Raw genomic sequence first — 20,149 nt, 5'->3', positions numbered from 1 at the left:
GCCCTGGACGTCGCCACCGCGCTGCTGTCGCTGCGCGACGGGGTGATCCCCCCGACCGCCGCCACCGTGCGGCCCGACCCCGCCCTCGGCCTCGACCTCGTGACCGAGGGCCCCCGGGAGACCGGACCCCGCACCGCCCTGGTGCTGGCCCGGGGCCACGGCGGCTTCAACGCGGCCCTCGTGGTGCGGCGCGACACCTGAACCGGCACCGCCTCACGACCCTCCCGCTCCTGTCCGGCCCCATCCGAACCCCCGAAAGGTAGGACCAGCCATGACCGCCAAGACCGGCCCGGTGACCCTGACCGATCTCACCCGCATGCTGCGCGAGAGCGCCGGCGAGGAGGAGGGGGTCGACCTGGAGGGGGGCATTCTCGACACCCCCTTCATCGACCTCGGCTACGACTCGCTGGCGCTGCTCCAGGTCATCGGCCTGGTCCAGCGCGAGTACGGGGTCAGCGTTCCCGACGGCGCGGTCGCCGACGCCGAGACGCCCCGGGCCCTGCTCGACGTGATCAACACCAGCCCGGCGGTCCCCGCGGCCTGAGGCCGACCGACCTCGTCCGCCCCGCGGCAGACCCTTCGCGCGCGGGGTGGACGCCCCGCCGACCGTCGCATGCCAGGAGGCCCCATGCTCCCCGCAACCGCTCGGGACCACAGCTACCGGACGACCCGCAGGCCCCGGCCCGTGGCGCTCCTCCTGCCGGGCCAGGGCGCCCAGCACCCCGCCATGGCGGCCGGGCTCTACCGGCACGAACCGGAGTTCACCGCCGCCGTCGACGAGGTCCTCGAACACTTCGGTGCGGAGGGCGCCCGCATCCGGGCCGACTGGATCGGGGAGAACCCCCCGTCGGTGCCCCTCGACGACGTCCGCCGCGCGCAGCCGCTGCTGTTCGCCGTCGACTACGGCCTGGCCCGGATGGTGCTGGGCTGGGGCGTCCGCCCCACCGCCCTGCTCGGGCACAGCGCCGGCGAGCTCGTCGCGGCGGCCCTCGCCGGTGTCGTCCCGCTGCCCGAGGCCGTCGCGATGGTACGGGAGCGGGTCCGCGCCGCGGTGCGGATTCCGCCGGGCGGCATGCTCGCCGTGGGACTCGCCGCCGACCGGCTCGCGCCGTACGTCACCGACGACATCGCCATCGCCGCCGTCAACGCCAACCAGCAGACCATGCTGGCCGGTTCGAAGGCCCCGCTCGCGGCCGTGCTGGAGCGGCTGCGGCACGACGGCCACGCCGTCATGGTCGTGCCCGCGACCAGCCCCTTCCACTCGCCGGCGATGGCGCCGGCCGCGCAGGAGGTCGAGGCGGCGTACCGCTCAATGGCCTTCCGTCCGCCCGACATCGCCCTCTACTCCGGCTACACCGGCTCCCTCATGACCCCCGAGGAGGCGTGCAGTCCGCGCTTCTGGGCCCGGCAGATCACCGACACCGTCTACTTCGCGGACGCCCTCGAATCGCTGCTCGCCGTCGAGGACATGCTCCTGCTGGAGGCCGGGCCGCGCCAGACGCTCACGGCCTTCGCCCGCCGCCACCGCGCCGTACGGCACGGCGCCAGCATCGCGGTGCCCCTGCTGCCCGCCCGGCCCGGTACCCCGGACCAGGACCGGGCGGCCGTTCGCGGGGCGGCGGACGCCCTGGCGGAGGAGGGGCACGACCTGGCGTGGGCCGCGGTGGGATCGCAGGCGGTACCGAGCCCGGTGGCCGATCGTGGGCGGGTCGTCGACCACACCCCCCGGGGGTCGTCTTGACCACATGGTCGCGGACGCCACGGGCCGGGGCGCCGGCCCCGTACGACGCGCCCCACCTGCGGATCGCCCGATCGGCGGTGACGGACCCAGGGACCGGCGGCGCGGACCGGTTCCACCGCTGGCTCGCCGCGCAGAAGGAGCACGCCGACATGCGGGTCCGACAGGTCCCGCTGGAGGACCTCGCCGGCTGGCGCACCGACCCCGCCACCGGGAACCTCGTCCACGAGACGGGCCGCTTCTACTCCGTCGAGGGCCTCGACGTGCACCTGCCCGGCGCACCGGTCGAACGGTGGCAGCAGCCGATCATCAACCAGCCGGAGGTGGGCATCCTGGGCATCCTGGTCAAGGAGTTCGACGGTGTCCTCCACTGCCTGATGCAGGCGAAGACCGAACCGGGCAACCACAACGGTCTCCAGCTGTCGCCCACGGTCCAGGCCACGCGCAGCAACTACACCCGGGTGCACCGGGGGGCCGAGGTCCCCTACCTGCGTCACTTCCGCGACACCTCGCGCCACCGGGTGCTCGCCGACGTACGCCAGTCCGAACAGGGCGCCTGGTTCTTCCGCAAACGCAACCGCAACATGGTGGTCCAGGCGACCGAGAACATCGAAGCGCGCCCGGGCTTCATCTGGTTGACGCTCCGTCAGCTGCACGAGCTGCTCAGGCTCGATGACCTGGTGAACATGGACGCCCGCTCGGTTCTGGCCTGCCTGCCCTTCACCGGGCCCGGTCTGCCGCACGTCCTGGGCGCGCCGCGGGACGACTTCACGGCCGCGCTCGTCCGCTCCTGCGACGGGCGCGCCGACGCCCCCGAGGAGCTGGCCGACGTACTGCACTGGATCACCGAGGCCCGTACCCGCCGCGAGGCGACCGCCGAGCGGGTCCCGCTCCGGGCGCTGGCCGGCTGGCGCAGGGAGGGCGGCCGGATCGCGCACGGGAGCGGCCGGTTCTTCCGGGTCTCGGGGGTCGACGTCACCGCCGTCGGCCGCGAGGTCGGCGCCTGGGCCCAGCCCATGATCGAACCCCGCGGCCAGGGCGTGATCGCCTTCCTCGCCCGCACGATCGACGGCGTGCTGCACCTGCTCGTCCACGCCGCCACGGAACCGGGGTTCGTGGACGTCGTCGAGCTGGCCCCGACCGTGCAGTGCACCCCGGACAGCCTCGCCGCGCTGCCCGCCGGGGCCCGCCCGCCGTACCTGGACGCGGTGCTGAACGCGGCCCCCGAGCGGATCCGTTTCGACGCGGTGCACTCGGAGGAGGGGGGCCGCTTCTACCACGCCCGCAACCGCTACCTGATCGTGGAGACCGACGAGGACCACGGGGCGGCCGCCCCGGACCACCGCTGGCTCACGGTGTCCCAGCTGGTCGCCCTGGTGCGGCACAGCCACTACGTGAACGTGCAGGCGCGCTGCCTGCTCGCCTGTCTCCACGGCCTGACCGCCCGGCCCGGCCCCGTACAGCCTTCCGCAGCCCTGTCGTAAGGAGAGCACCATGGCCCAGCAGGACATGCCGCAGCCCCAGGTCACCTTCGTGAACCGGTTCACGGTCTCCGGGAGCCCCCAGGAGTTCGAGGACGCCTTCGCACGCGTCGCGGCCTTCATGAGGGAGCAGCCGGGCATCATCGGCTACACCTTGTCCCAGGACGTGAAGGACCCTCAGCGGTACGTGAACATCGCCCGCTGGGAGCACGCCGGGGCGCTGCGCGCGGCCGTCGGCCACCCGGACTTCCAGAGCCACGTCGAGGAGCTGCGGCGGCTCGCCCGGAGCGAGTCCGATCTGTACGCGGAACGGCACCGCTATCTCGACCGGACCGGGTGAGCCGCTGAGCGGGGTCGCGGTGGTCAGCCGAGGGCGAGGGGCAGGGCGGCCGGGCCGCGGGTGAGGCGGGTCCGGCGCCAGGTCAAGGATTCCACGGGGATGGCCGGGCGGGTGTTCGGGAAGCGGGTCACCAGGGTGCGGAGGAAGATCTCCGCCTCGGCCCGGGCCAGGGGGGCGCCCGGGCAGCGGTGGATGCCGTGGCCGAAGGCGAGGTGGCCGCCGGCGTCGCGGTCGAGGTCGAGGCGGTGCGGGTCGGGGAAGACGGCGGGGTCCCGGTTCGCCGCGCCGGGGGCGATGAGCACCGGGAAGCCCGCCGGGATGTCGACCCCTCCGACGCGCAGGTCCTCCGTGCTGTGACGGAAGGTGGCCACGCTCACCGGGGAGTCGAAGCGGAGCAGTTCGTCGAGGGCGCCGGGGATCAGGTCCGGGTCCCGGCACAGCCGGGCGAAGGCCTCCGGGTGCCGGAGCAGGGCCAGGACGGCGTTGCCGATGAAGTGGGTGGTGGTCTCGTGCCCGGCGACCAGGAGGAGGGCGGCCAGCGAGATGGTTTCGTCCCGGTCGAGCCGGCCCTCGTCGCAGTCGCCCAGGAAGGAGAGGAGCGCGCCGTCGCCGGAGCCGGCGCGGGCCGTGTCGACGAGGTGGGTCAGGTACGCACCGATCCTGTGCGACGCGGTGTCGACACGGTCGGAGTCGGTCGCGTCGAAGAGCTGGTGGGACCAGCGGGCGAGCTCGCGGCGGTCGGACTCCGGCACCCCCAGCAGCTCGCAGACGACGGTGACCGGCAGGGGCACCGCCAGTTCCGCCACCAGGTCGACCTCCGTGCCCGGTCGCCACGTGGCGACGAGGTCCTCGACGACCCGGGTGATGTACGGGCGCAGTTCCCGGACGCGTCCGGTGGTGAACAGCGGCGTCGCCACCCGCCTCTGGCGGGTGTGCGCGGGAGGATCGCTCGCCAGCATGTTGCGGGAGATCGCCGGGTGCAGATCGCGGTTCGAGGGACGGTCGGCGAAGAACCGGGCCGTGTCCTTGGACAGGCGCGGGTCGGTGAACGCCTCGCGGGCCTCGGGATGACCGGTGATCAGGTAGGCGTGGTGGCCACCGGAGCCGGTGGGGATCCGCCGGACCGGGCAGCCTTCGCGCAGCCGGTCGTAGGTGGGGTAGGGGTCGGCGAAGAAGCGGGGGTCGCGCAGGGGGTCCTGCCGGGGGGCGGTCACAGGGCCGCGCCCGCGTTCGAGGGTGCCGGGCGCCGCGCGCCGGCGTTCGCCACGAGGAGCAGCCACGCGGTCTCCGCCCGGAGGTCGCCCTTGCGGGTGGCGGTGCCGGCGGCGGGCGGGGCCTCGTCGCCGTCGGGGGTGGCCCCGGCGTGCTTCGCGGCGACGGCCGCGGCGATGACCGCTGCCTCCACCTCGGCGTCCCCGTCGGGGGTGCCGGCCGTGCCGCGGCGGGCGACCTCGGCGGCCGCGGCGTCGCGTACCGCCGCGGAGCGGTACCGGCGCAGGGCCAGCACGCAGTCGCTGATCTCGATGACCCGGCGATGCAGGTGGAAGTCGAGGTCGTGAATATCGGCTCCGGAGCTCCCCGGGTCGAGCACGACCTCGGGGACCGCTGTGGTGACCTCCCGCCACAGTGGTTCCAGCGCGGTGTACGAGTTCCGTTCCCAGCGCCGCCGCCGTAGTTGGCTGAGAGGCCACAGGAGGGCGGGAAGGGTGAGGCCGACGGTGATGAGGAGCACGGCGACGGCGGGCGCGGTCACGCTGAAGGCGCAGCGGAAGGGCGTCAGCGGCGTCGAGCACCGGGCGTGGTCCGGGACGAGCCCCAGACCGAGGCCGATGGAGACCAGGGCGAAGAGCTTGTACGCGGCATAGAGGAGGGCGAAGCCACAGCCGACCGAGGTCGTGCGCAGGCCCCAGCGCTGACTGCGGCGGGTCGAGCGCTTGGACTGGGCCCAGGTCTGCAGCAGGAAGTCCTTGGCCGCGTATCCCAGGCAGGAGATGTAGATGAGCACGTAGCACGCGTACAACACCGGGCTTCGGCCGGTGAGTTGCTCGGCGACGAAGAAGGCGGTCATGCCGGCGACCGAGAGCGCGAGCGCGATGACGCGCAGTCGGATCTGCCGGTGGGCCCGTTCGCGATCCAGATTGAGCTGGAAGAGGAAGGCGAGGACCGAGGTGGCCGCCGTCAGGGTGAAGGTGTTGCTGAGGAGGCGGGCGACGTGGGGGACCACCGATTCGACCGCGCGCTCCACGGCGGGGGCGTAGGAGGCGAAGGCGAGGGCGAACGAGGTCAGCAGGGCCGCCATCGCCCAGGTGCCCGTCGGACGGTGCCCGCCACGCCCGCGCACCCAGTAGGCGGCGAAGCACAGCAGCACGACGGCCGTGCCCGTGAAGAGGATGTTGATCATTTCGGGTGGCGCTTCTTCCTGTGCGGCTCGGCGAACAGCGCGTCCCAGCTCTCGGCGCCGCTGGCGGGCCGGACCGACGGACCCTCGCGGCGCCGGTACATGAGTTGCCGGATCACGCTGGCCATCACCTCGGCCTCGCGTTCGTCCTCGCTGGTGTAGCTGGTTCTGCCGGACAGGCGCTGGACGAGGGTGGGATGGAAACCGATCGCACGGAGGGTGTCCGGCTCCAGCTCCAGGCTGCCCGGGTGGTCGCAGATGATGTGGCTGATCTCGTGGGCGAGGATGTGGTTCTGATGGAGGGGGGAGGTGGCCTCCTCGTAGAACAACAGGTCGGCGTCCGGAGTCTCCAGGCGGATTCCGCACGGAGCGTCCACGGCGCCCAGGGTACTCAGGGGGCGCAGGACGATGGGGCGTCCGCGTTGTTCGGCCACGGCGTCGCGGAGGTCGCGGGTGGTGAAGCGGTGCGGGAGCCGAAGCGCCTCGACGCGTGCCTCACACGCGGCGCGAAGCTGCTCGAGGTCCATGTCCTCACTCTGATGACGCCGGTCGGAGGGGAGGCGGCCGGGTGCGGGCTGCTCCCCGGAAGCCTGTTACGTACGCCCTCATATTGACATGTTCGCGCCTCCACTGTGCGGGCGGGGCGAGGGCCGCGTGACCGCCGCTCGCCGCGCGGCTCAGTCGTCGAGGTTCAGGTCCTGCGGGCTGTCGTCGGTGGCGAGCCCTTCGAGCTTCCGGGCCTGTTCGATCACGGTGGACAGCATCTTGAGGCTGTCGACGCTCAGACCGTTGGCGCGCAGGGCCACCTTGCGGACGCCCTGGTCGCGCATGGCGGCGAGGAGGCCGATCTCCGCCCTGGTACGTTCGGCCGCCGCACTGTCGACGAAGTAGCCCGCCGGTACGCCGAAGAAGTCGGCCAGGGCCTTGATGGTGTGTCGCGTCGGGTTCCTCTTGGCGCCGGTGCGCAGCTGCTGGATGGCGCTCGCCGTCACGCCGCGCCCCTCACCGGTCGCGGCCTTGCGGATTTCCTCGGCGACCTCCGCGTAGGTGTAGGGCCCCCGGGAAGGCGGGTGCACCTCACGGAAAAGGTGGTCCAGGAGCTCGGCGAAGGTGGGCGACTCGTCATCCTCCACGTACACAACCTCCTTGGCGTGATGCCGAGCCTTCGCCCACCACGGTGTTTCCCGAAGCCCGTCGGGCCGGCGCGGGCAACGCTTTGGTTGACGCCGGACAGACACTCTGGTGTACGTTATCAACCCCCAGCCGCCACTGGAGTGTCGAGGGGGCGGCGGCGCAGGCCGGGACGGTGACGAGCTTCACGGGGGTGAGCTCTGCCGACGGCCCGGAGTGCCCCGGCCGTACCGGACGGGTTCGCCCCGTCCGGTACGCGGGGGAGGAGCGGGCCCGCCGCCCCGTCCGCCGAATGACGCGATCGGCCGGTGGCGGGCCGAGGGCCATGGGCCTTCCTTTCCGGGCCGCTTCCCCCTTCCGTGCGGTGCAGGAAAGTGACAGAGCCCGCTCAACGGAACTCCACCGTGACATCTTCCTGTCACGCCGATGGCTGTGCCGATGAAGCTGCTGCGACAGTGATATGGGCTGGAGCGGACGTTTCTCCCCTCGATCCGGCATGCAGAGGCAATGGGGAGATTCGGTGGTGGCTATGAAGGCACTGACGGCGCTGAGTGGGAACTCGATGCCCGCCCGCCTGCGCAGGGCGGCTCTGGTCCGTCGGCTCACCGCCGACCACCCGGGCCTCGAAGCGCGCCTGCGCGACGGCCTCGATGCGGTGGAGAAGCAACTGGTCGTCGAGGCCGAGAGCGCCGTGGACCCGCGGATCGCCGATGTGACCCGCCACCTCGCGGCGGCCGGCGGCAAGCGGCTGCGCCCACTGCTGGTACTCATCGGGGCCGAGTTCGGTGACCCCTGGAGGGACGGGCTCACGCAGGCCGCGGTCGTGGTGGAGCTGGTCCACATCTCCTCCCTCTACCATGACGACGTCATGGACAACGCCGAGACCAGGCACGGGACATCGAGCGCGAACGCCCGCTGGGGCGATCGACTCGCCGTGCTGGCAGGCGACTTGCTGCTGGCGAAGGCAGCCCGGATCGCCGCCGAGCTCGGCCGGGAGGCCGCTGACCTGAACGCCGAGGTCGCGGGACAGCTGGTCGAGGGGCAACTGTGCGAACTCGTCGGGCCCGGCCCGGGCGAGGAGGCCATCAGCCACTACCTCCGAGTGGTGGCGGGCAAGACCGCGGCGCTGCTGGCCATGTCACTGCGGATCGGCGCCCAGCAGGCGGGCGCGCCCGAGCAGGTCGTATGGGCCCTGGGGAAGTACGCCGAACAGCTGGGCTTCGCTTTCCAGATTGCCGACGACCTGCTCGACATCAAGGCTCCGACCGCGGAGATGGGCAAGGAGCAGGGCAAGGACCTCACGGCCGGCGTCGCCAGCCTGCCGGTCCTCCTCGCGCTCGCCGACCGCACGCCGCGAGGCGCCGAACTGCGCGAACTCCTCGCCCACGGGCCGGTGGGACCCGCCGGACAGCGCCGGGCCCTCGCCCTCTTCCGCCATTCCTCGGCCCTCGACCAGGCGGAGGCGATGATGCACGAACGGCTGGACCGGGCCCGCAGGGCGCTGCGGGCCCTTCCGCCCGGCCCGGGGGTCCGGACACTGGGCGCGCTCTGCGACTTCGTGGCCGACCGGACCGCCTGACCCACGGCCTCATCCGTACCTGGTCCGTACGAGCGATGCTCCTGGCCGGTGATGGAGAGTCGCCCCGCCCACCCCGTACATGACGATGCCCGGCGTCGCACAGGAGACGCCGGGCATCGTCGGACCGACCGGCCTGCGGCGACCGGGGCGTACAGCCTCAGGCGGTTCCGCCCATGGCGTCGATCAGACTCTTGGGCCGCATGTCGGTCCAGTGGGTGTTGATGTAGTCGAGGCACGCCTGACGGGTGTCCTGGCCGTGGACGATGGTCCAGCCCGCCGGAACCTCGGCGAAGGCCGGCCAGAGGGAGTGCTGCAGCTCGTCGTTGGCGAGCGCGTAGTACTGGCCGTCCTCGTCCTCAAAAGGGTTGCTCATGGTGGAGATCCTTCCTTTGCTGATCTGGCTGTTCGAAGTGAGGGTGTGAAGGCCCTTAACCGCACCCGCCGGCGTGCCCCGCGTCGCCGGCGGGAACGAGCAGGCCGGGCCGTACGGACTCGACGCCGGGCTCGGGCCGGGACGGGACCGGGGACGCCGCCGCCCTGGCCCGGACGCTTGCGATGAAGCCGGGCAGCCGGTCCGAACCCCAGAACTTGTCATGCCGGTGGATGAAGAACGGCACGCCGAAGACGCCGTCACGGTCGACCGCCCGCAGGGCTTCGACACCCCGCCGGCGCATCTCCGGGTCATCGGCCGCATGGGCCAGCGCCTCCGGGTCCAGCCCCAACTCCTCGCCGATCGCGGCGATGGTCGCCCGGTCGGAGATGTCGAGGCCCTGCTCCCAGCGGGCCCGGTACACGGCGCCGATGAAGTCCACGCCGCGGCCGGCGTCCTTTGCCACCAGGTACGCCAGGTGGGAGACGTCCCAATGGGGTTCGGTGTCGACCGGCCAGGCCACCGAGAGCCCACGCTCGGCGGCCAGCCGCTTGACGTCCTGCAGGATGTAGAGGTGTTTCTCCTTGGACATGGGGACGTAGGGAAGCTGGATCCCGGCCTCGGCCAGCAGCCGTGCGCTCACCTCGTCCGGCTCCCAGTACGGCCGCCACTCGATCGCGTCCGCCACGTCCGGAGCGTTCTGGGTCAGCTCCAGGAAGGCGAGCCAGGAGTACGGGCTGCGCAGCGAGAAGTACCAGCGCGGTGGTTTGACGGCCATGGGAACCTCCGGAGTCGGTCTGGGGCGGGACAGCCCTTAGATGGTGATGCCGCCGTCGATCTGTACGACAGCGCCGGTGACATAGGCGGCACGGTCCGAAACGAGGTACGAGACGAGGTCGGCGACCTCGTCGGCCTGTCCCAACCGGCCCAGCGGAACCGACTCGAGCGCCTTCTCCTTCACCTTGCCGGTGAGCACGGACGTCATGTCCGTGTCGATGAAGCCGGGTGCGACCACGTTGGCCCGGATTCCGTAGCGCCCGACCTCCTTGGCCAGGGCGCGGGAGAAGCCGATGATCCCGGCCTTGGACGCCGAGTAGTTGGTCTGGGTGGCGTTGCCGTAGACCCCGGCCACCGAGGAGAGGTTGACGATGACACCGCGCTTGCGCTTCATCATGCCGAACACGACCGAGCGGCAGACGTTGTAGACACCGTCGAGGTTGACGTCCAGCACCTGGTGCCACTCCTCGTCCTTCATGAGCAGCAGCGGGTTGTCCCGGGTGATTCCCGCGGCGGTCACCACGGCATCGATCGGGCCGAGCGTGTCCTCGGTCTCCGCGATCAGTACGCGTACCAGCTCGATGTCGCGGACATCGGCCTTGCGGCTCATCACCCGCACGCCGATTTCCGTGACCTCCTTCTCCAGTTCCAGGGCGGCTGCCTCGTTCGACTGGTAGCAGAAGGCGATATCGAAACCGTCCCGGGCCAGGCGCAGCACGGTGGCGCGGCCGATTCCCCGTGCACCGCCGGTGACGAGTGCCACTCGGGATTCGATCTCTGCCATGGATTCTCCAAGCGTTGTGGTGGGCCGGAACAGACCTGTGGCTCTGCTGCCGGTCCGTCAGGAAGAAGAAGCGGGGTCCGTGTCGCCGGGGCGCAGTTCCTCGGCCGGACGGAAGGCCATCACCGCGCGCCCGACGGTCATGACGACATCACCGTCGACCGTGGACTCACCCTCCACGATCACGGTGTCCCCCAGCACCCGGGAGATGGACGCCCGGTGCTCCAGCACGTCCCCGGGCAGCACGGGGCGCAGGTACGCGACCTCGGAGACGCTGCCGAACAGCATGACCTTGCCCTCGAGCACGTCGGGGTCCGGCGACTCCCAGGAGGCCAGCAGGCCGGCCGACTGGCACCAGGACTCCGTCAACAGAACCCGGGGGTACGCGTAGTCCTGAGGGGCGGCGTCCGGACCGAGGTTCTGGTACCAGGGTTCGTTGCAGGTGACTGCCTTCAGGGCGGTGAGCCGTTCTCCCGGTACGACGTCGAGCACCCGGTCGACGAGCAGCATGGGGAAACGGTGCGGAAGCACCCTGCGGATCTCCGACTGGCCGATCACGCCGCCTCCTCGTTGAACCGCAACCGGACCTTGGCGGCGGAGCCACGAACGGTGGCGACCGTGGCCGCACACTTCCACGTACCGTCTCCGCCCGTCCACGCCAGGTCGATCTCCAGCTGGTCGCCGGGGAAGACCGGGCTCAGGAACCGGGTCGTCTCCACTGCCGCCAGCTCCAGTCGCGGGGCACCGGGCGGCGGGGCCTGCAAGCCGCTGAGGTGCACGCATTCGATCAGGCAGACGCCAGGAAATATGGGGAACCCCGGATAGTGCCCGGGGAACACCGCCTCATCCGCGCCGATGGCGACAGTCGCCGTGGCGCCCACGCGCCCGCCGTCGCCGACGGACGGCGGACGGAGCACCTTGATCCGGGCGCTGACGGGGCTGCACGGCCGCTCCCGTGTCATGCCGCCGGGAGCTTTCCGAGCAGCACGCTGTAGGCGTTGTCCAAGGAGGTGATCTGCCGCAGCTCACGCTCCTCCAGCCGCAGTCCGTACTTCTTCTCCAGTACGACCACGACCTCCAGCGCCATCAACGAGTCGACCTCCAGGTCTTCCGTGAAGCTGGCGTCGTCCGACACCTCGTCGATGTCCAGGTCGAGCACCTCGGCGATCGTGGAGCGGAGCTCTTCCTTGTCCAGCAACGTGGAGGCGTCGAGGGAGTCGTTCTGAGTGATCGTCATAGCTGTGTCCGTTCGTAGCGTCGAGCGTCTGTGGTCAGCCGAGGCGGAGCAGGGCGCAGCCGACCGCTCCGTCGCGATCGACGGAGGTGACCAGCGCGACCTGGCCCGCCGCGGCGGAGTCGCCATCGGCGTGCACCAGCACCCCGGCGACCTGGAACGTCGCCGTGGCCGCCCCGGTGTCCCCGATGAGTGAGGTCTGGGTGAGATGGGCCGGAGCCGCTCCGGCGGTGGCCTCGTCGACCGCGGCTCGTTCCTGCGTGCCGGCCGGGCCGGGCGCCTCGCTGGTCGAGACGGCCCAGATGTCCTCGGGTCGTATCCCCGCGCGTCGTATGGCCCGGTTCAGGCAGGAGACCAGGGCCTGACGGATCTCACCGTCCAGGGCGATCCCCATCTCGACCGCGAGGATCTCGGCCAGCACCGGCTGCTCGGCGTCGAGCGGTGTGCCCTGCTCGATCAGCAGCAGTCCGCAGCCCTCACCGGGCAGCACCGCCGCGCCGTCGGTTTCCGGGTCGTGCGTGTGCTTGTCCAGCCAGGACCGGGCGTGCGAGAACTCTTCCACACCGCCGCAGAGGACTGTCTGCGCCCGGCCGAAGTTGAGCAGTCGGCGCGAGTAGTTGAGTGCGTAGAGCCCGGCGGCGTGGCCACCGGCGATCGTCGTGTTGGGGCCCTTGAGCTGGTGCCAGATGGCACTCTGGCCGGCGGCGCAGTTCATCACCGCGTTGGGGAAACGCGCCGGGTCGACGAAGAACGGCCGTTCCCCGGTGAGCGAGTCCCGGGTGAAGTCCATCTGGCTCTGCACACTGCCGGTGGTCGTACCCAGGACGAGTGCGGCGTTCTCGCCGGTGGCCACCTGCCGGTTGCGCGGCGAGTCGTCGAGCAGGCGGCTCACGGTGGTGACCGCGAGGCCGGTGACCCGGTCCATGGACCGGGTGCCCTTCTTCCCGAGCACCTCACGGATATGGAAGTCCGGTACGAGGGAGGCGCTCTGCCCGGCAGCGTGCCATTGGTCCTGGTCGAGCGGGGCGGCTGTCTGCCGGCGCTCCCTGAGTCCCTGCGCGAAGGCCGCCCGGCCGATGCCGAAGGGGGACAACGCCGACCAGGCGGTGATGACCGGCCGATTCACCAGAGCCGTGGGCTCACTCATGTCTGCTCCGTCACTTCTCACAGGAAGCACACCACCCGGTAGTCGGACCACCGGGCGGCCGCTTCGTCCGCAGGGATTGGCTGCACGCCGTCAAGGAGTCGGCCTTCGCCGTCCAAGCCGTACGCGATCAGGTCGGACTCCTCGGCGTAGACGCGCAGCCCCAGGTCAAGCAGGCTCCGCACATCGGCGCGCGGATCGGTGAGGGTGTCGACCACCCGCTTGCCGAGCCGCAGCGACGGCATCCGGGCGCCGCGCGCCGCGTACGTCACGGCTTGGCCGCGCAGCAGGATGTCCATCCCTCCCAACTGCCGGTTCAGTTCGGCAGCCAGGTACAGGGAGTCGACGAACTGCTTCTCCAGGGCGCCCCGATAGGCCCGCTCCACGATGGCCAGCACCTGAGCCTGCTCCGGTGCCGGGTTCTGCCGGTCCGCCATCTCAGATCACTCCGACCATCAGTGTCTTGCCGGCCGCCGCACTGTTCGACGCGAACGCCGAAGGGCCGCGCATCACCACCTCGGGCACATGGGCCTGCGTGCCCCGGTCGTCGCTGCAGAACTGGCAGCCGTACCAGTAGAACTGGTCGGGGAAGGCCGCCAGCATCTCCTGTACGAGCACGGCCGTGGAGGGATAGGAGGTGCCCCAGTCGGCGAAGTTGCGCGGTTTCACCTCGCCCAGCGACTGCTGGGTCAGTTGCGTGGCGTTGCCGCACGCCCATACCTGGACACGACCGCCGCGTTCGAGCATCGCCTGGACCAGGCGCAGCACGCTGGTCGTCTGATCCGACTCGTGCGGTGCTCCCATGAGGATCAACAGCACGTCGGTAGGCGGAATGTGACGCTTCATCAGTGCCACACCACCCTTACCGCCGGGTCGAGGACTGCTGCCGCCACCGCGTCCATGTCCGTGGTGAGCGCCGACGGCAGCAGTCCGGCTTCATGGAGCCCGCGCTGGTCGAGGGAGAACGCGTCGACCCAGACGCGGCCCCCGGCCTCCAGCAGGGCTTCCAGTTCGGGCGCCCTGCCGGGAAGGGCCAGAGTCACGCCGTCCTGGATGAGGAACAGCACCACGGAGTGGCCCATCCGCGCCTGAGTCACCGCGTCGTGGCGAAAGCCGGCGCCGGCCGGCGTGGCGACGGCCTGGCTCTCGATCAAGAGGAACCGCAGGCGCTCGGCTTCGGGATCGGATGCTGTTCTCATGGGGTCAGACCTCGCCGCGGAGCGCCTTGGAGACACGCTCGTCGAACGTGACGAGATTCCAGTCGCGCCGACTCTCGATCAGGGCGTAGCCGTGAGTGACCTTGCCGGTCGCGGTCTGCACGAGCTTCCCGTCCCGCACCACATAGCAGTCCATGCGCGAGGTGTACGTGAAGTCCTTGAAGATGTTCTCGACCGTGTAGACGGTGTAGAGGTCCTCCTCCATCAGCGCCTCGTCGAGGATCTGGATCCGGGAGTGCGGGCAGGCCGGGATCCACCGGCGCTCGTCCAGCAGGGTCTTCACCGAGATGCCGCGGTCGGCGAGGAAGAGGTCGACGACCTCCTCCATCTGCCGCAGGTAGCTGGACATCTGGAGGCGCTCGGAGAAGTGGCAGTACGGGTACGGGATGCGCCACTTCCAGCCGAACGCGTTCTTGCCCGCGGTCAGCAGGTCGAGCACCGGGTCGGGACCGGTGGTGCCCCGGCCCGCCGACAGCGAGGTGTTGTCCGCCGCCGCGACGATGCCGGAGAGGTCGGGCACCTCCGGCAGCCGGGACGCGGACGTGCTCAGACGGTGGGTGACGAAGCGTGCGATCGGAGCCGGCGCCTCGCCGGCTTCCTCGACATAGCTGTCGGAACGCAGGACGGCCTTCGCCTTCGCGGTGATCGCCTTGGTGTCCGTGCCGTCCCGGTCGGCGTGCAGGGCCACCGTGAAGGAGATGAAGTCGTCGTCCTCCGCGGCGCTCGGGACGACCTTCGCGACGACGGTCTCGTCCATGAACAGCGCGGTCAGGATGCGGGTGTCGAGGTCGACCAGGTCGACACCGAGGCCGTGCTCGGCGTAGAGCACCCGGGCCGGGATGCCGGCCTGCTCGAAGTGGAGCAGGATGGCTTCCTCAACCAGGTAGTTGATGTGCTTGAAGCCGATCCAGGTGCAGATGTTGGAGCCCTCGTAGCGCGTGCGCAGTGACGCGGTCGTCTCGCTGGTGAGGAGCGCCTTGACGGCGCTTTCGGTCACTGTGGTCATCGATCGTGCTCCCATGGTGGTCTGGGGCCGGGTCCGCCGTGCGGGCCTGCGGCCGAAGACGAGCTGACGAACTGAACGACCAGGCCGGCGAAACGCCGCGCCTGCTCGATCATCAGGAAGTGCCCGCAGTCCTCCAGGAGACGGAAGTCCCCTGCGGGGAGGTCGGCCGCGAGTGCGCGGCCCTCCTCCGGAGGTGCGGCGAAGTCGTGCTCGCCCGCGATGACGAGGCAAGGCACGGTGAACAGTCCGGTCCGCAACCGGGGGGTCCCCAGATACGTTTCGAAGAACCGCATCCAGCCGTAGGCGCCGACCCGGTCCCGGACCCGTTCGCCCAGGCTTCGCTGGATGTCCTCCGGGAGCCGTCCCGCGGAGTGCACCCTGATGCCTTCGGTCATGATCCGGACGAATCCGTCGACCGACGAGGCCACGCTCTGCCAGTCGAAGTCCTCGACCGAACGACGGTAGAAGGGCGATACCAGAACCAGGCCGCGGATTCCGAACTCGGTGAACGGATCGACGCCCTTCTCGAGCCGCCGGTTCAGGAACTCGAGCAGCACATTGGCGCCCATGGAGTGGGCGACCACCACACCGGCACCGCCGGGCACCGCGCGCAACGCGTCGGCCATGTACGGCACGACGTCACCCTGCGCGCTCAGCTCGAAGACGCTGTCGCCACGCCAGGGCAGCTCGGCCGTCCAGACTTCCGCGCCGCTTGCCTCCAGCCCGTGCTCGATGCAGGCGTCCCACAGGCTGGCGCTGTTGGCCAGGCCGTGAAGCAGCAGCATCCGGCCCTGCCACGGGCTCCCCGGGCTCCGCCGGCGGACCGCGACAGGATCGCGGTCGCCGGTGCCGGCGGAGGTCGCCGCCGCCCCTTCGTCAGGAACGAGTGCGGTGCCGGTGACAGACATCAGACCGCCACCGGCCCGTACAGCGAGAGTCCGGCACTGGCGTCGTCGGCGTCGGTGCCCGCCGTGACGTACACCGGGCCGTCGCCGCCTCCCGCGAACCAGCCGACGGCCGCGGCGCACTGGAGTACGCCCAGGGCGCCGGATCCCACGCCGAAGTGGGCGCTGACGTCGTACCGCGGCACACCGTCGAGCAGACCGTCCGCGAGCGTGGCCGCGGCCGGGACCTGCCACAGCGCCGGCCGGTCGTCGCTGGAGGCTTCGAGCTCCTTGAGGCAGACCTCCAGCCCCATCCTGCGGACGTAGCCGCCCAGCGTCGCCTGCGGGGTCACGCCACGCTCGGCCGCCGACGACCCGCTCTCCAGGACCAGTGCCACTGCTCCGTCGATGGTGCGTGAGCCACCGAGGAAGTCGCGCACCGCCTCGTTGTCCGGCTCGACACCGAGAACCAGCACCCGCGACGCCCGACCGCCTTCGATCAAGGTCAGTGCCCAGTGGACGGCGTCCAGCCCGGAGGTCGCGCCGTTGCACAGCATCAGGTTGGGGCCGCGCAGGCCGAAGCGGATGGCCACGGACGCCGCGACGACGTTGCTGGAGGCGTTCGGAAGGTCCATGGGGCTGCCGGCCGCCGAGGTCTCCCTGGTGATCGTGTCCATCGCCCGGACGATCGTGTCGAGGTTTCCGTAGTTGGAGCTGGCGACCACAGCGACGGACGGAGCCGGCACGCGCAGTCCGTCCTCGCCCACCAGCCCGGCGTCCCGCAGGGCCGCGTCCGCCGCGCAGTACGCGAGCTGGGTGGCCCGGTCCTTGTAGCGAAGGCCCTTCTTGCCGACGAGATCCCTGGGTTCCACGGGCGGGGCGTCGGCCGGCCCCGGAGACATCAGCTCAGCGGCCGAACCCGCTCGGGGGAGTACGACGCCGACCCCGCTCACCACCGCGTTCATCCGGCCGCCTCCACGATCGCGACAGCGTTGATGCCGCCGAAGCCGAATGCGTTCAACTGCGCGACGGTCATGGGACCGTGCGCGACTCCACCGGTGACGAAGCGGAAATCGGCCGCCTCGTCCACCGGGTCCTCCAGACCGACGGTCGGCGGTACCCGGCCCTCGGCCAGCGCCCGCAGGGCGACGACCAGGCCGAGCAGGCCGGACGCGCCCGACGTGTGACCGGTCATGGACTTGATCGCCGTCATCAACGGCTTGTCGACGTCCTGGCCGAACACGTCGCTCAGAGCGAGCGCCTCGGCCTCGTCGTTGAGCAGCGTTCCCGTGCCGTGCACCATCACCAGGTCGATGTCCTTCGGCTTCACACCGCCCCGGGTGTGCGCCTCCCTGATGGCCTCGGCGATGCCGGCGGGGTCGGGCGCGGTGGCATGGTAGGCGTCGCAGTTGACCGCGACGTCCCTCACCAGTCCGTGCACGGTCTGTCCGGTGCCCGCGTGGCGGCGCAGGACGACGGCGGCCGCGCCTTCGCCCATGAGCACGCCGACCCGGTTGCGGTCGAACGGCCGTACCCTCTCGGGCGGTTCCGGCTGGACCCGCTCCAGCAGGCCGTACATGCTCTCGGTCAGCACATCGACACCGGCCACGATGACGGTGTCCGTGGTGCCCTGAGTCAACAGGTCGGAGGCGAGAGCCAGCGCGTACAGCCCGGCCGAGCAGGCGTTGGAGAACGTATGGGTGTTGTCGGCGTTGAACGCCTCGCGCAGCGCGGTGCCGAAGTGCAGTGCCTCCGGGGCCAGGTCGATGCCGTCGCGCTGCCACAGCTCTACCGAACGCAGCTCCCTCAGTCCGGTACCGACCAGCACGGGGACACCGCTGAGGTCGTCGGTGTCGAGTCCGGCGTCGCGGGCCGCCTGGGCGATCGCGTCGATCAGCAGTCCGGTCGCCCGCCCGGCCACATCGACGCCGGGCTCCGGCCGGTTGTCCACCTCGTACGCATGGCGTGCGGTGTGCCGGCTGAGGTCGAAGCCACGCAGCTCACCGACTCCGGAGACGCCCGAGCACAGGTTGGTGAAGAGTTCGTCGACCGAGCCGCCGACGCAGGCCACGGCGCCCATACCGGTCACGGGCCAGCTCATGCCGACGCTCCGTGATACCGGCCGAGCAGCACGACGGCGTTGTTGCCGCCGAAGGCCAGCCCGTTGTTCTGGACGATCTCGAGGTCCGCCTCGACGGCCACGTTGGGTACGCAGTCCACGTCGCACTCCGGGTCCGTCGTGACGTGATTGATGGTCGGCGGTATGAAGCCGTTGATGATCGCCAGCGAGCAGCCGATGGCCGACAGGGCGCTCGCCGCGCCCATGGTGTGACCGATCATCGACTTCATCGAGATCGTCTTCGGCGGCTGGGTGCCGAACACCTCACGGATGGCGCGTGCCTCGGTGACGTCGTTGGCCTTGGTGCCGGTGCCGTGCGCCGAGATGAGATCCACCTGTTCGGCCTTCACACCGGCGTTCTCCAGGGCGAGCTGCATGGCCCGTCCCACACTTTCCTGATTCGGCGCGACCTGGTGGTAGGCGTCGCAGTTCAGGCCGTAGCCGAGCACCTCGGCGTAGATCCGGGCGCCGCGCGCGAGGGCGGAGTCCAGGCTCTCCAGCAGGAGCACGCCGGCGCCCTCGCCGGTGAGGATCCCCTTGCGGTCCACGTCGAAGGGCTGGCAGCGGTCGGGGGCGATGGTGCCCAACCGGTAGAACCCGGAGAACGTCTTCCGGCACATCGCGTCGGCGCCGCCGCACAACGCGTACTCCGCCTCGCCGGAGCGGACCGCGTCGTATCCGTAGCCGATGGCGTAGTTGCCCGCGGCGCAGGCGGTCGGAATGGTCACCGCCTCGACGTCGGTCAGTCGCAACTCCTGGGCGATGGCTGCCGAGAGGCGACCGGCCGGAACACGACGGGCGAGTTCGGGCGCCATGTGCTCGGGCCCCCGGGTGACCTCCGCCTCGACCATGTGGTCGAGGTCGCGGGACTCACCGTCGGTGGTCCCGATGGAGATGACGCCGTGTTCCGACCGCCAGTCCTCGATGTCCAGGTGGGCGTCGTCGATCGCCATCCGAGCCGCGGCGACCGAATACTGCGTCGCCCTGCCCAGCTGTTCCACCGGAAGCCGGCGTATCCACTGCTCGGGATCGAAGTGCGCTACCTCGCAACCGTTCGCGTGGTCGAATCCCTCGACGTCGAACACGGTGATCGGCTTGGCGCCACTGCTGCCGCTTCGCAGCCCCTGCAGGAATTCCTCGGCCCCCATGCCAATGCTGGAGACCACGCCGAGTCCGGTGATCACCACTCTCCGCAGGTTCGTGTGCCCCAGTTCTGCCATCCCGACCTCTCCGTCCGCTGTTCCGGCCGTGCCACGCTTGAGTGAAAGCGCCGCTGCTCTACCAGGAGGCAGACTCTGCGACTACCTCGTACACGCCCTTGAGGTGAACCATTCGGGGAAGCTCCGACTGGTCGATCGTGACGCTAAATTCCTTTTCGAGACCAGCGAGGATCTCGATGGAACGGAGCGAGTCCGCAGCGTGGTCCTCCTTGAAGAGGCTGGTCTCGGTGACCTCGTCCTCTTCGATCTCGAGAATGTCGCAGACGATCTCCTTGATCTTCTGCACTCGCTCTTCGTGAATTGAACTCATAGTGATGACACATTCCTTCGTCGAGGCGCGCTGGGTCACTGACTGGAGTATTCCTACGACACGCAGCGGAGCCGGGCAATGGCGACTGCATATAGCTGCCGCCTTCACTTCGGGGAAAGTCGTCCTGAAGAGAGCCGGGCTCTGCTGCGTCGCGGTCCACCGCATATTCATCCGTGAGCGCGGACGGTGCGCAACTACGGGTACAGGAAGCTGCCACGGCCATAGAAGACCTTGTACCGCCGCCTGCTCGCGGCAGCTGGTCCGCCGTGGGGAGCCGGCCGCGGGGCGACACCGGCGGTGGCCGTGGACGACCGGGCGGTCCGAGCGGATCACTGCCCGGGGAGAACTCGCGGACCGTCGGTGTGCCGGCGGTGCCTGGCCGATGAGCGGGGCCGCTGCCGGTCGGACGCGGCCCGGCGG

The 20,149-nt window shown here is 70.6% G+C and carries 25 protein-coding genes and 1 pseudogene; 6 read left to right on the top strand and 20 right to left on the bottom strand.

Annotation, left to right across the window (positions count from 1 at the left end; genetic code table 11):
- The 5 genes and pseudogenes from CR470_RS23210 to CR470_RS23190 all read left to right on the top strand — a co-directional run.
- Positions 1 to 201: pseudogene (locus CR470_RS23210) on the top strand (ketosynthase chain-length factor); the annotation flags it as partial.
- 70 nt (positions 202 to 271) lie between these two features.
- Positions 272 to 544 carry an acyl carrier protein gene (locus CR470_RS23205; protein WP_097869479.1) on the top strand — a complete coding sequence of 91 codons (273 nt, stop codon included), beginning with the start codon at positions 272 to 274 and terminating at the stop codon, positions 542 to 544.
- An 84-nt stretch (positions 545 to 628) separates the two neighbouring features.
- Complete coding sequence (locus CR470_RS23200; protein WP_097869478.1) at positions 629 to 1,741, top strand: acyltransferase domain-containing protein; 1,113 nt, start codon at positions 629 to 631, stop codon at positions 1,739 to 1,741.
- Positions 1,742 to 1,818: 77 nt separating this feature from the next.
- Positions 1,819 to 3,222 (top strand): NDP-hexose 2,3-dehydratase family protein, encoded by a 1,404-nt coding sequence (locus CR470_RS23195; protein WP_306667809.1) that lies wholly within the window; start codon positions 1,819 to 1,821, stop codon positions 3,220 to 3,222.
- A 10-nt stretch (positions 3,223 to 3,232) separates the two neighbouring features.
- Positions 3,233 to 3,559, top strand: a complete 327-nt coding sequence (locus tag CR470_RS23190) for an antibiotic biosynthesis monooxygenase family protein (protein ID WP_097869476.1) — start codon at positions 3,233 to 3,235, stop codon at positions 3,557 to 3,559.
- Between the two features lie 23 nt (positions 3,560 to 3,582).
- Here CR470_RS23190 and CR470_RS23185 read toward each other — a convergent pair whose 3' ends face one another.
- From CR470_RS23185 to CR470_RS23170, 4 genes are all read right to left on the bottom strand, one after another.
- Positions 3,583 to 4,773: a cytochrome P450 family protein gene (locus CR470_RS23185; protein ID WP_097869484.1), complete on the bottom strand. Its 1,191-nt coding sequence runs from the start codon at positions 4,771 to 4,773 to the stop codon at positions 3,583 to 3,585.
- Positions 4,770 to 5,960, bottom strand: a complete 1,191-nt coding sequence (locus tag CR470_RS23180; protein ID WP_097869475.1) for an MAB_1171c family putative transporter — start codon at positions 5,958 to 5,960, stop codon at positions 4,770 to 4,772. Before CR470_RS23180 ends, CR470_RS23185 begins: the two co-directional genes overlap by 4 nt.
- Positions 5,957 to 6,484: a regulator component gene (locus CR470_RS23175; RefSeq protein WP_097869474.1), complete on the bottom strand. Its 528-nt coding sequence runs from the start codon at positions 6,482 to 6,484 to the stop codon at positions 5,957 to 5,959. Before CR470_RS23175 ends, CR470_RS23180 begins: the two co-directional genes overlap by 4 nt.
- A gap of 150 nt (positions 6,485 to 6,634) precedes the next feature.
- Entirely contained in the window at positions 6,635 to 7,090 is a 456-nt protein-coding gene (locus tag CR470_RS23170; RefSeq protein ID WP_097869483.1) for a helix-turn-helix domain-containing protein, read from the bottom strand.
- A gap of 527 nt (positions 7,091 to 7,617) precedes the next feature.
- Between CR470_RS23170 and CR470_RS23165 the strand changes: the two genes are divergently transcribed.
- Positions 7,618 to 8,667, top strand: coding sequence for a polyprenyl synthetase family protein (locus CR470_RS23165; RefSeq protein WP_179892353.1), 1,050 nt, complete (start codon positions 7,618 to 7,620; stop codon positions 8,665 to 8,667).
- 157 nt (positions 8,668 to 8,824) lie between these two features.
- Here CR470_RS23165 and CR470_RS23160 read toward each other — a convergent pair whose 3' ends face one another.
- The 16 genes from CR470_RS23160 to CR470_RS23085 form a co-directional block, all read right to left on the bottom strand.
- A complete protein-coding gene (locus tag CR470_RS23160) occupies positions 8,825 to 9,040 on the bottom strand; it encodes an MbtH family protein (protein ID WP_097869473.1) in 216 nt (71 codons plus the stop codon).
- Between the two features lie 55 nt (positions 9,041 to 9,095).
- Complete coding sequence (locus tag CR470_RS23155; protein WP_097869472.1) at positions 9,096 to 9,815, bottom strand: 2-hydroxychromene-2-carboxylate isomerase; 720 nt, start codon at positions 9,813 to 9,815, stop codon at positions 9,096 to 9,098.
- Positions 9,816 to 9,851: 36 nt separating this feature from the next.
- On the bottom strand, positions 9,852 to 10,598 hold the full coding sequence (gene fabG, locus CR470_RS23150; protein WP_097869471.1) for a 3-oxoacyl-[acyl-carrier-protein] reductase: 747 nt from the start codon (positions 10,596 to 10,598) through the stop codon (positions 9,852 to 9,854).
- 57 nt (positions 10,599 to 10,655) lie between these two features.
- Positions 10,656 to 11,153 carry a 3-hydroxyacyl-ACP dehydratase FabZ family protein gene (locus tag CR470_RS23145; RefSeq protein ID WP_097869470.1) on the bottom strand — a complete coding sequence of 166 codons (498 nt, stop codon included), beginning with the start codon at positions 11,151 to 11,153 and terminating at the stop codon, positions 10,656 to 10,658.
- Positions 11,150 to 11,557 (bottom strand): 3-hydroxyacyl-ACP dehydratase FabZ family protein, encoded by a 408-nt coding sequence (locus tag CR470_RS23140; protein ID WP_097869469.1) that lies wholly within the window; start codon positions 11,555 to 11,557, stop codon positions 11,150 to 11,152. The genes CR470_RS23145 and CR470_RS23140 overlap by 4 nt, the downstream gene beginning before the upstream one ends.
- Positions 11,554 to 11,832: an acyl carrier protein gene (locus CR470_RS23135; RefSeq protein ID WP_179892352.1), complete on the bottom strand. Its 279-nt coding sequence runs from the start codon at positions 11,830 to 11,832 to the stop codon at positions 11,554 to 11,556. Before CR470_RS23135 ends, CR470_RS23140 begins: the two co-directional genes overlap by 4 nt.
- A 34-nt stretch (positions 11,833 to 11,866) precedes the next feature.
- Positions 11,867 to 12,976, bottom strand: coding sequence for a beta-ketoacyl synthase N-terminal-like domain-containing protein (locus CR470_RS23130; RefSeq protein WP_097869468.1), 1,110 nt, complete (start codon positions 12,974 to 12,976; stop codon positions 11,867 to 11,869).
- 17 nt (positions 12,977 to 12,993) lie between these two features.
- Positions 12,994 to 13,410: a hypothetical protein gene (locus CR470_RS23125; protein ID WP_097869467.1), complete on the bottom strand. Its 417-nt coding sequence runs from the start codon at positions 13,408 to 13,410 to the stop codon at positions 12,994 to 12,996.
- Position 13,411: 1 nt separating this feature from the next.
- On the bottom strand, positions 13,412 to 13,819 hold the full coding sequence (locus CR470_RS23120) for a hypothetical protein (protein WP_097869480.1): 408 nt from the start codon (positions 13,817 to 13,819) through the stop codon (positions 13,412 to 13,414).
- Positions 13,819 to 14,172: a DsrE family protein gene (locus CR470_RS23115; protein ID WP_097869466.1), complete on the bottom strand. Its 354-nt coding sequence runs from the start codon at positions 14,170 to 14,172 to the stop codon at positions 13,819 to 13,821. Before CR470_RS23115 ends, CR470_RS23120 begins: the two co-directional genes overlap by 1 nt.
- A gap of 4 nt (positions 14,173 to 14,176) precedes the next feature.
- On the bottom strand, positions 14,177 to 15,196 hold the full coding sequence (locus CR470_RS23110) for a hypothetical protein (protein ID WP_097869465.1): 1,020 nt from the start codon (positions 15,194 to 15,196) through the stop codon (positions 14,177 to 14,179).
- Positions 15,193 to 16,104 carry an alpha/beta fold hydrolase gene (locus CR470_RS23105; protein ID WP_097869464.1) on the bottom strand — a complete coding sequence of 304 codons (912 nt, stop codon included), beginning with the start codon at positions 16,102 to 16,104 and terminating at the stop codon, positions 15,193 to 15,195. Before CR470_RS23105 ends, CR470_RS23110 begins: the two co-directional genes overlap by 4 nt.
- A complete protein-coding gene (locus CR470_RS23100; protein ID WP_257138886.1) occupies positions 16,104 to 16,952 on the bottom strand; it encodes a beta-ketoacyl synthase N-terminal-like domain-containing protein in 849 nt (282 codons plus the stop codon). The genes CR470_RS23105 and CR470_RS23100 overlap by 1 nt, the downstream gene beginning before the upstream one ends.
- Positions 16,953 to 17,041: 89 nt before the next feature.
- Positions 17,042 to 18,181 carry a beta-ketoacyl-[acyl-carrier-protein] synthase family protein gene (locus tag CR470_RS23095; RefSeq protein WP_097869462.1) on the bottom strand — a complete coding sequence of 380 codons (1,140 nt, stop codon included), beginning with the start codon at positions 18,179 to 18,181 and terminating at the stop codon, positions 17,042 to 17,044.
- The gene (locus tag CR470_RS23090) at positions 18,178 to 19,419 is read right to left on the bottom strand and encodes a beta-ketoacyl-[acyl-carrier-protein] synthase family protein (protein WP_097869461.1); all 1,242 of its coding nucleotides are present in this window, start codon (positions 19,417 to 19,419) and stop codon (positions 18,178 to 18,180) included. Before CR470_RS23090 ends, CR470_RS23095 begins: the two co-directional genes overlap by 4 nt.
- 58 nt (positions 19,420 to 19,477) lie before the next feature.
- Positions 19,478 to 19,729, bottom strand: a complete 252-nt coding sequence (locus tag CR470_RS23085) for an acyl carrier protein (protein ID WP_097869460.1) — start codon at positions 19,727 to 19,729, stop codon at positions 19,478 to 19,480.
- Between the last annotated feature and the right edge of the window lie 420 nt (positions 19,730 to 20,149).

This window comes from Streptomyces sp. rh34, from assembly GCF_002551245.1.
In the GTDB taxonomy this organism is placed as follows: Bacteria; Actinomycetota; Actinomycetes; order Streptomycetales; family Streptomycetaceae; genus Streptomyces.
Note: the sequence above shows the minus strand (reverse complement) of the source record. Positions and strands in the feature narration are given on the sequence as shown.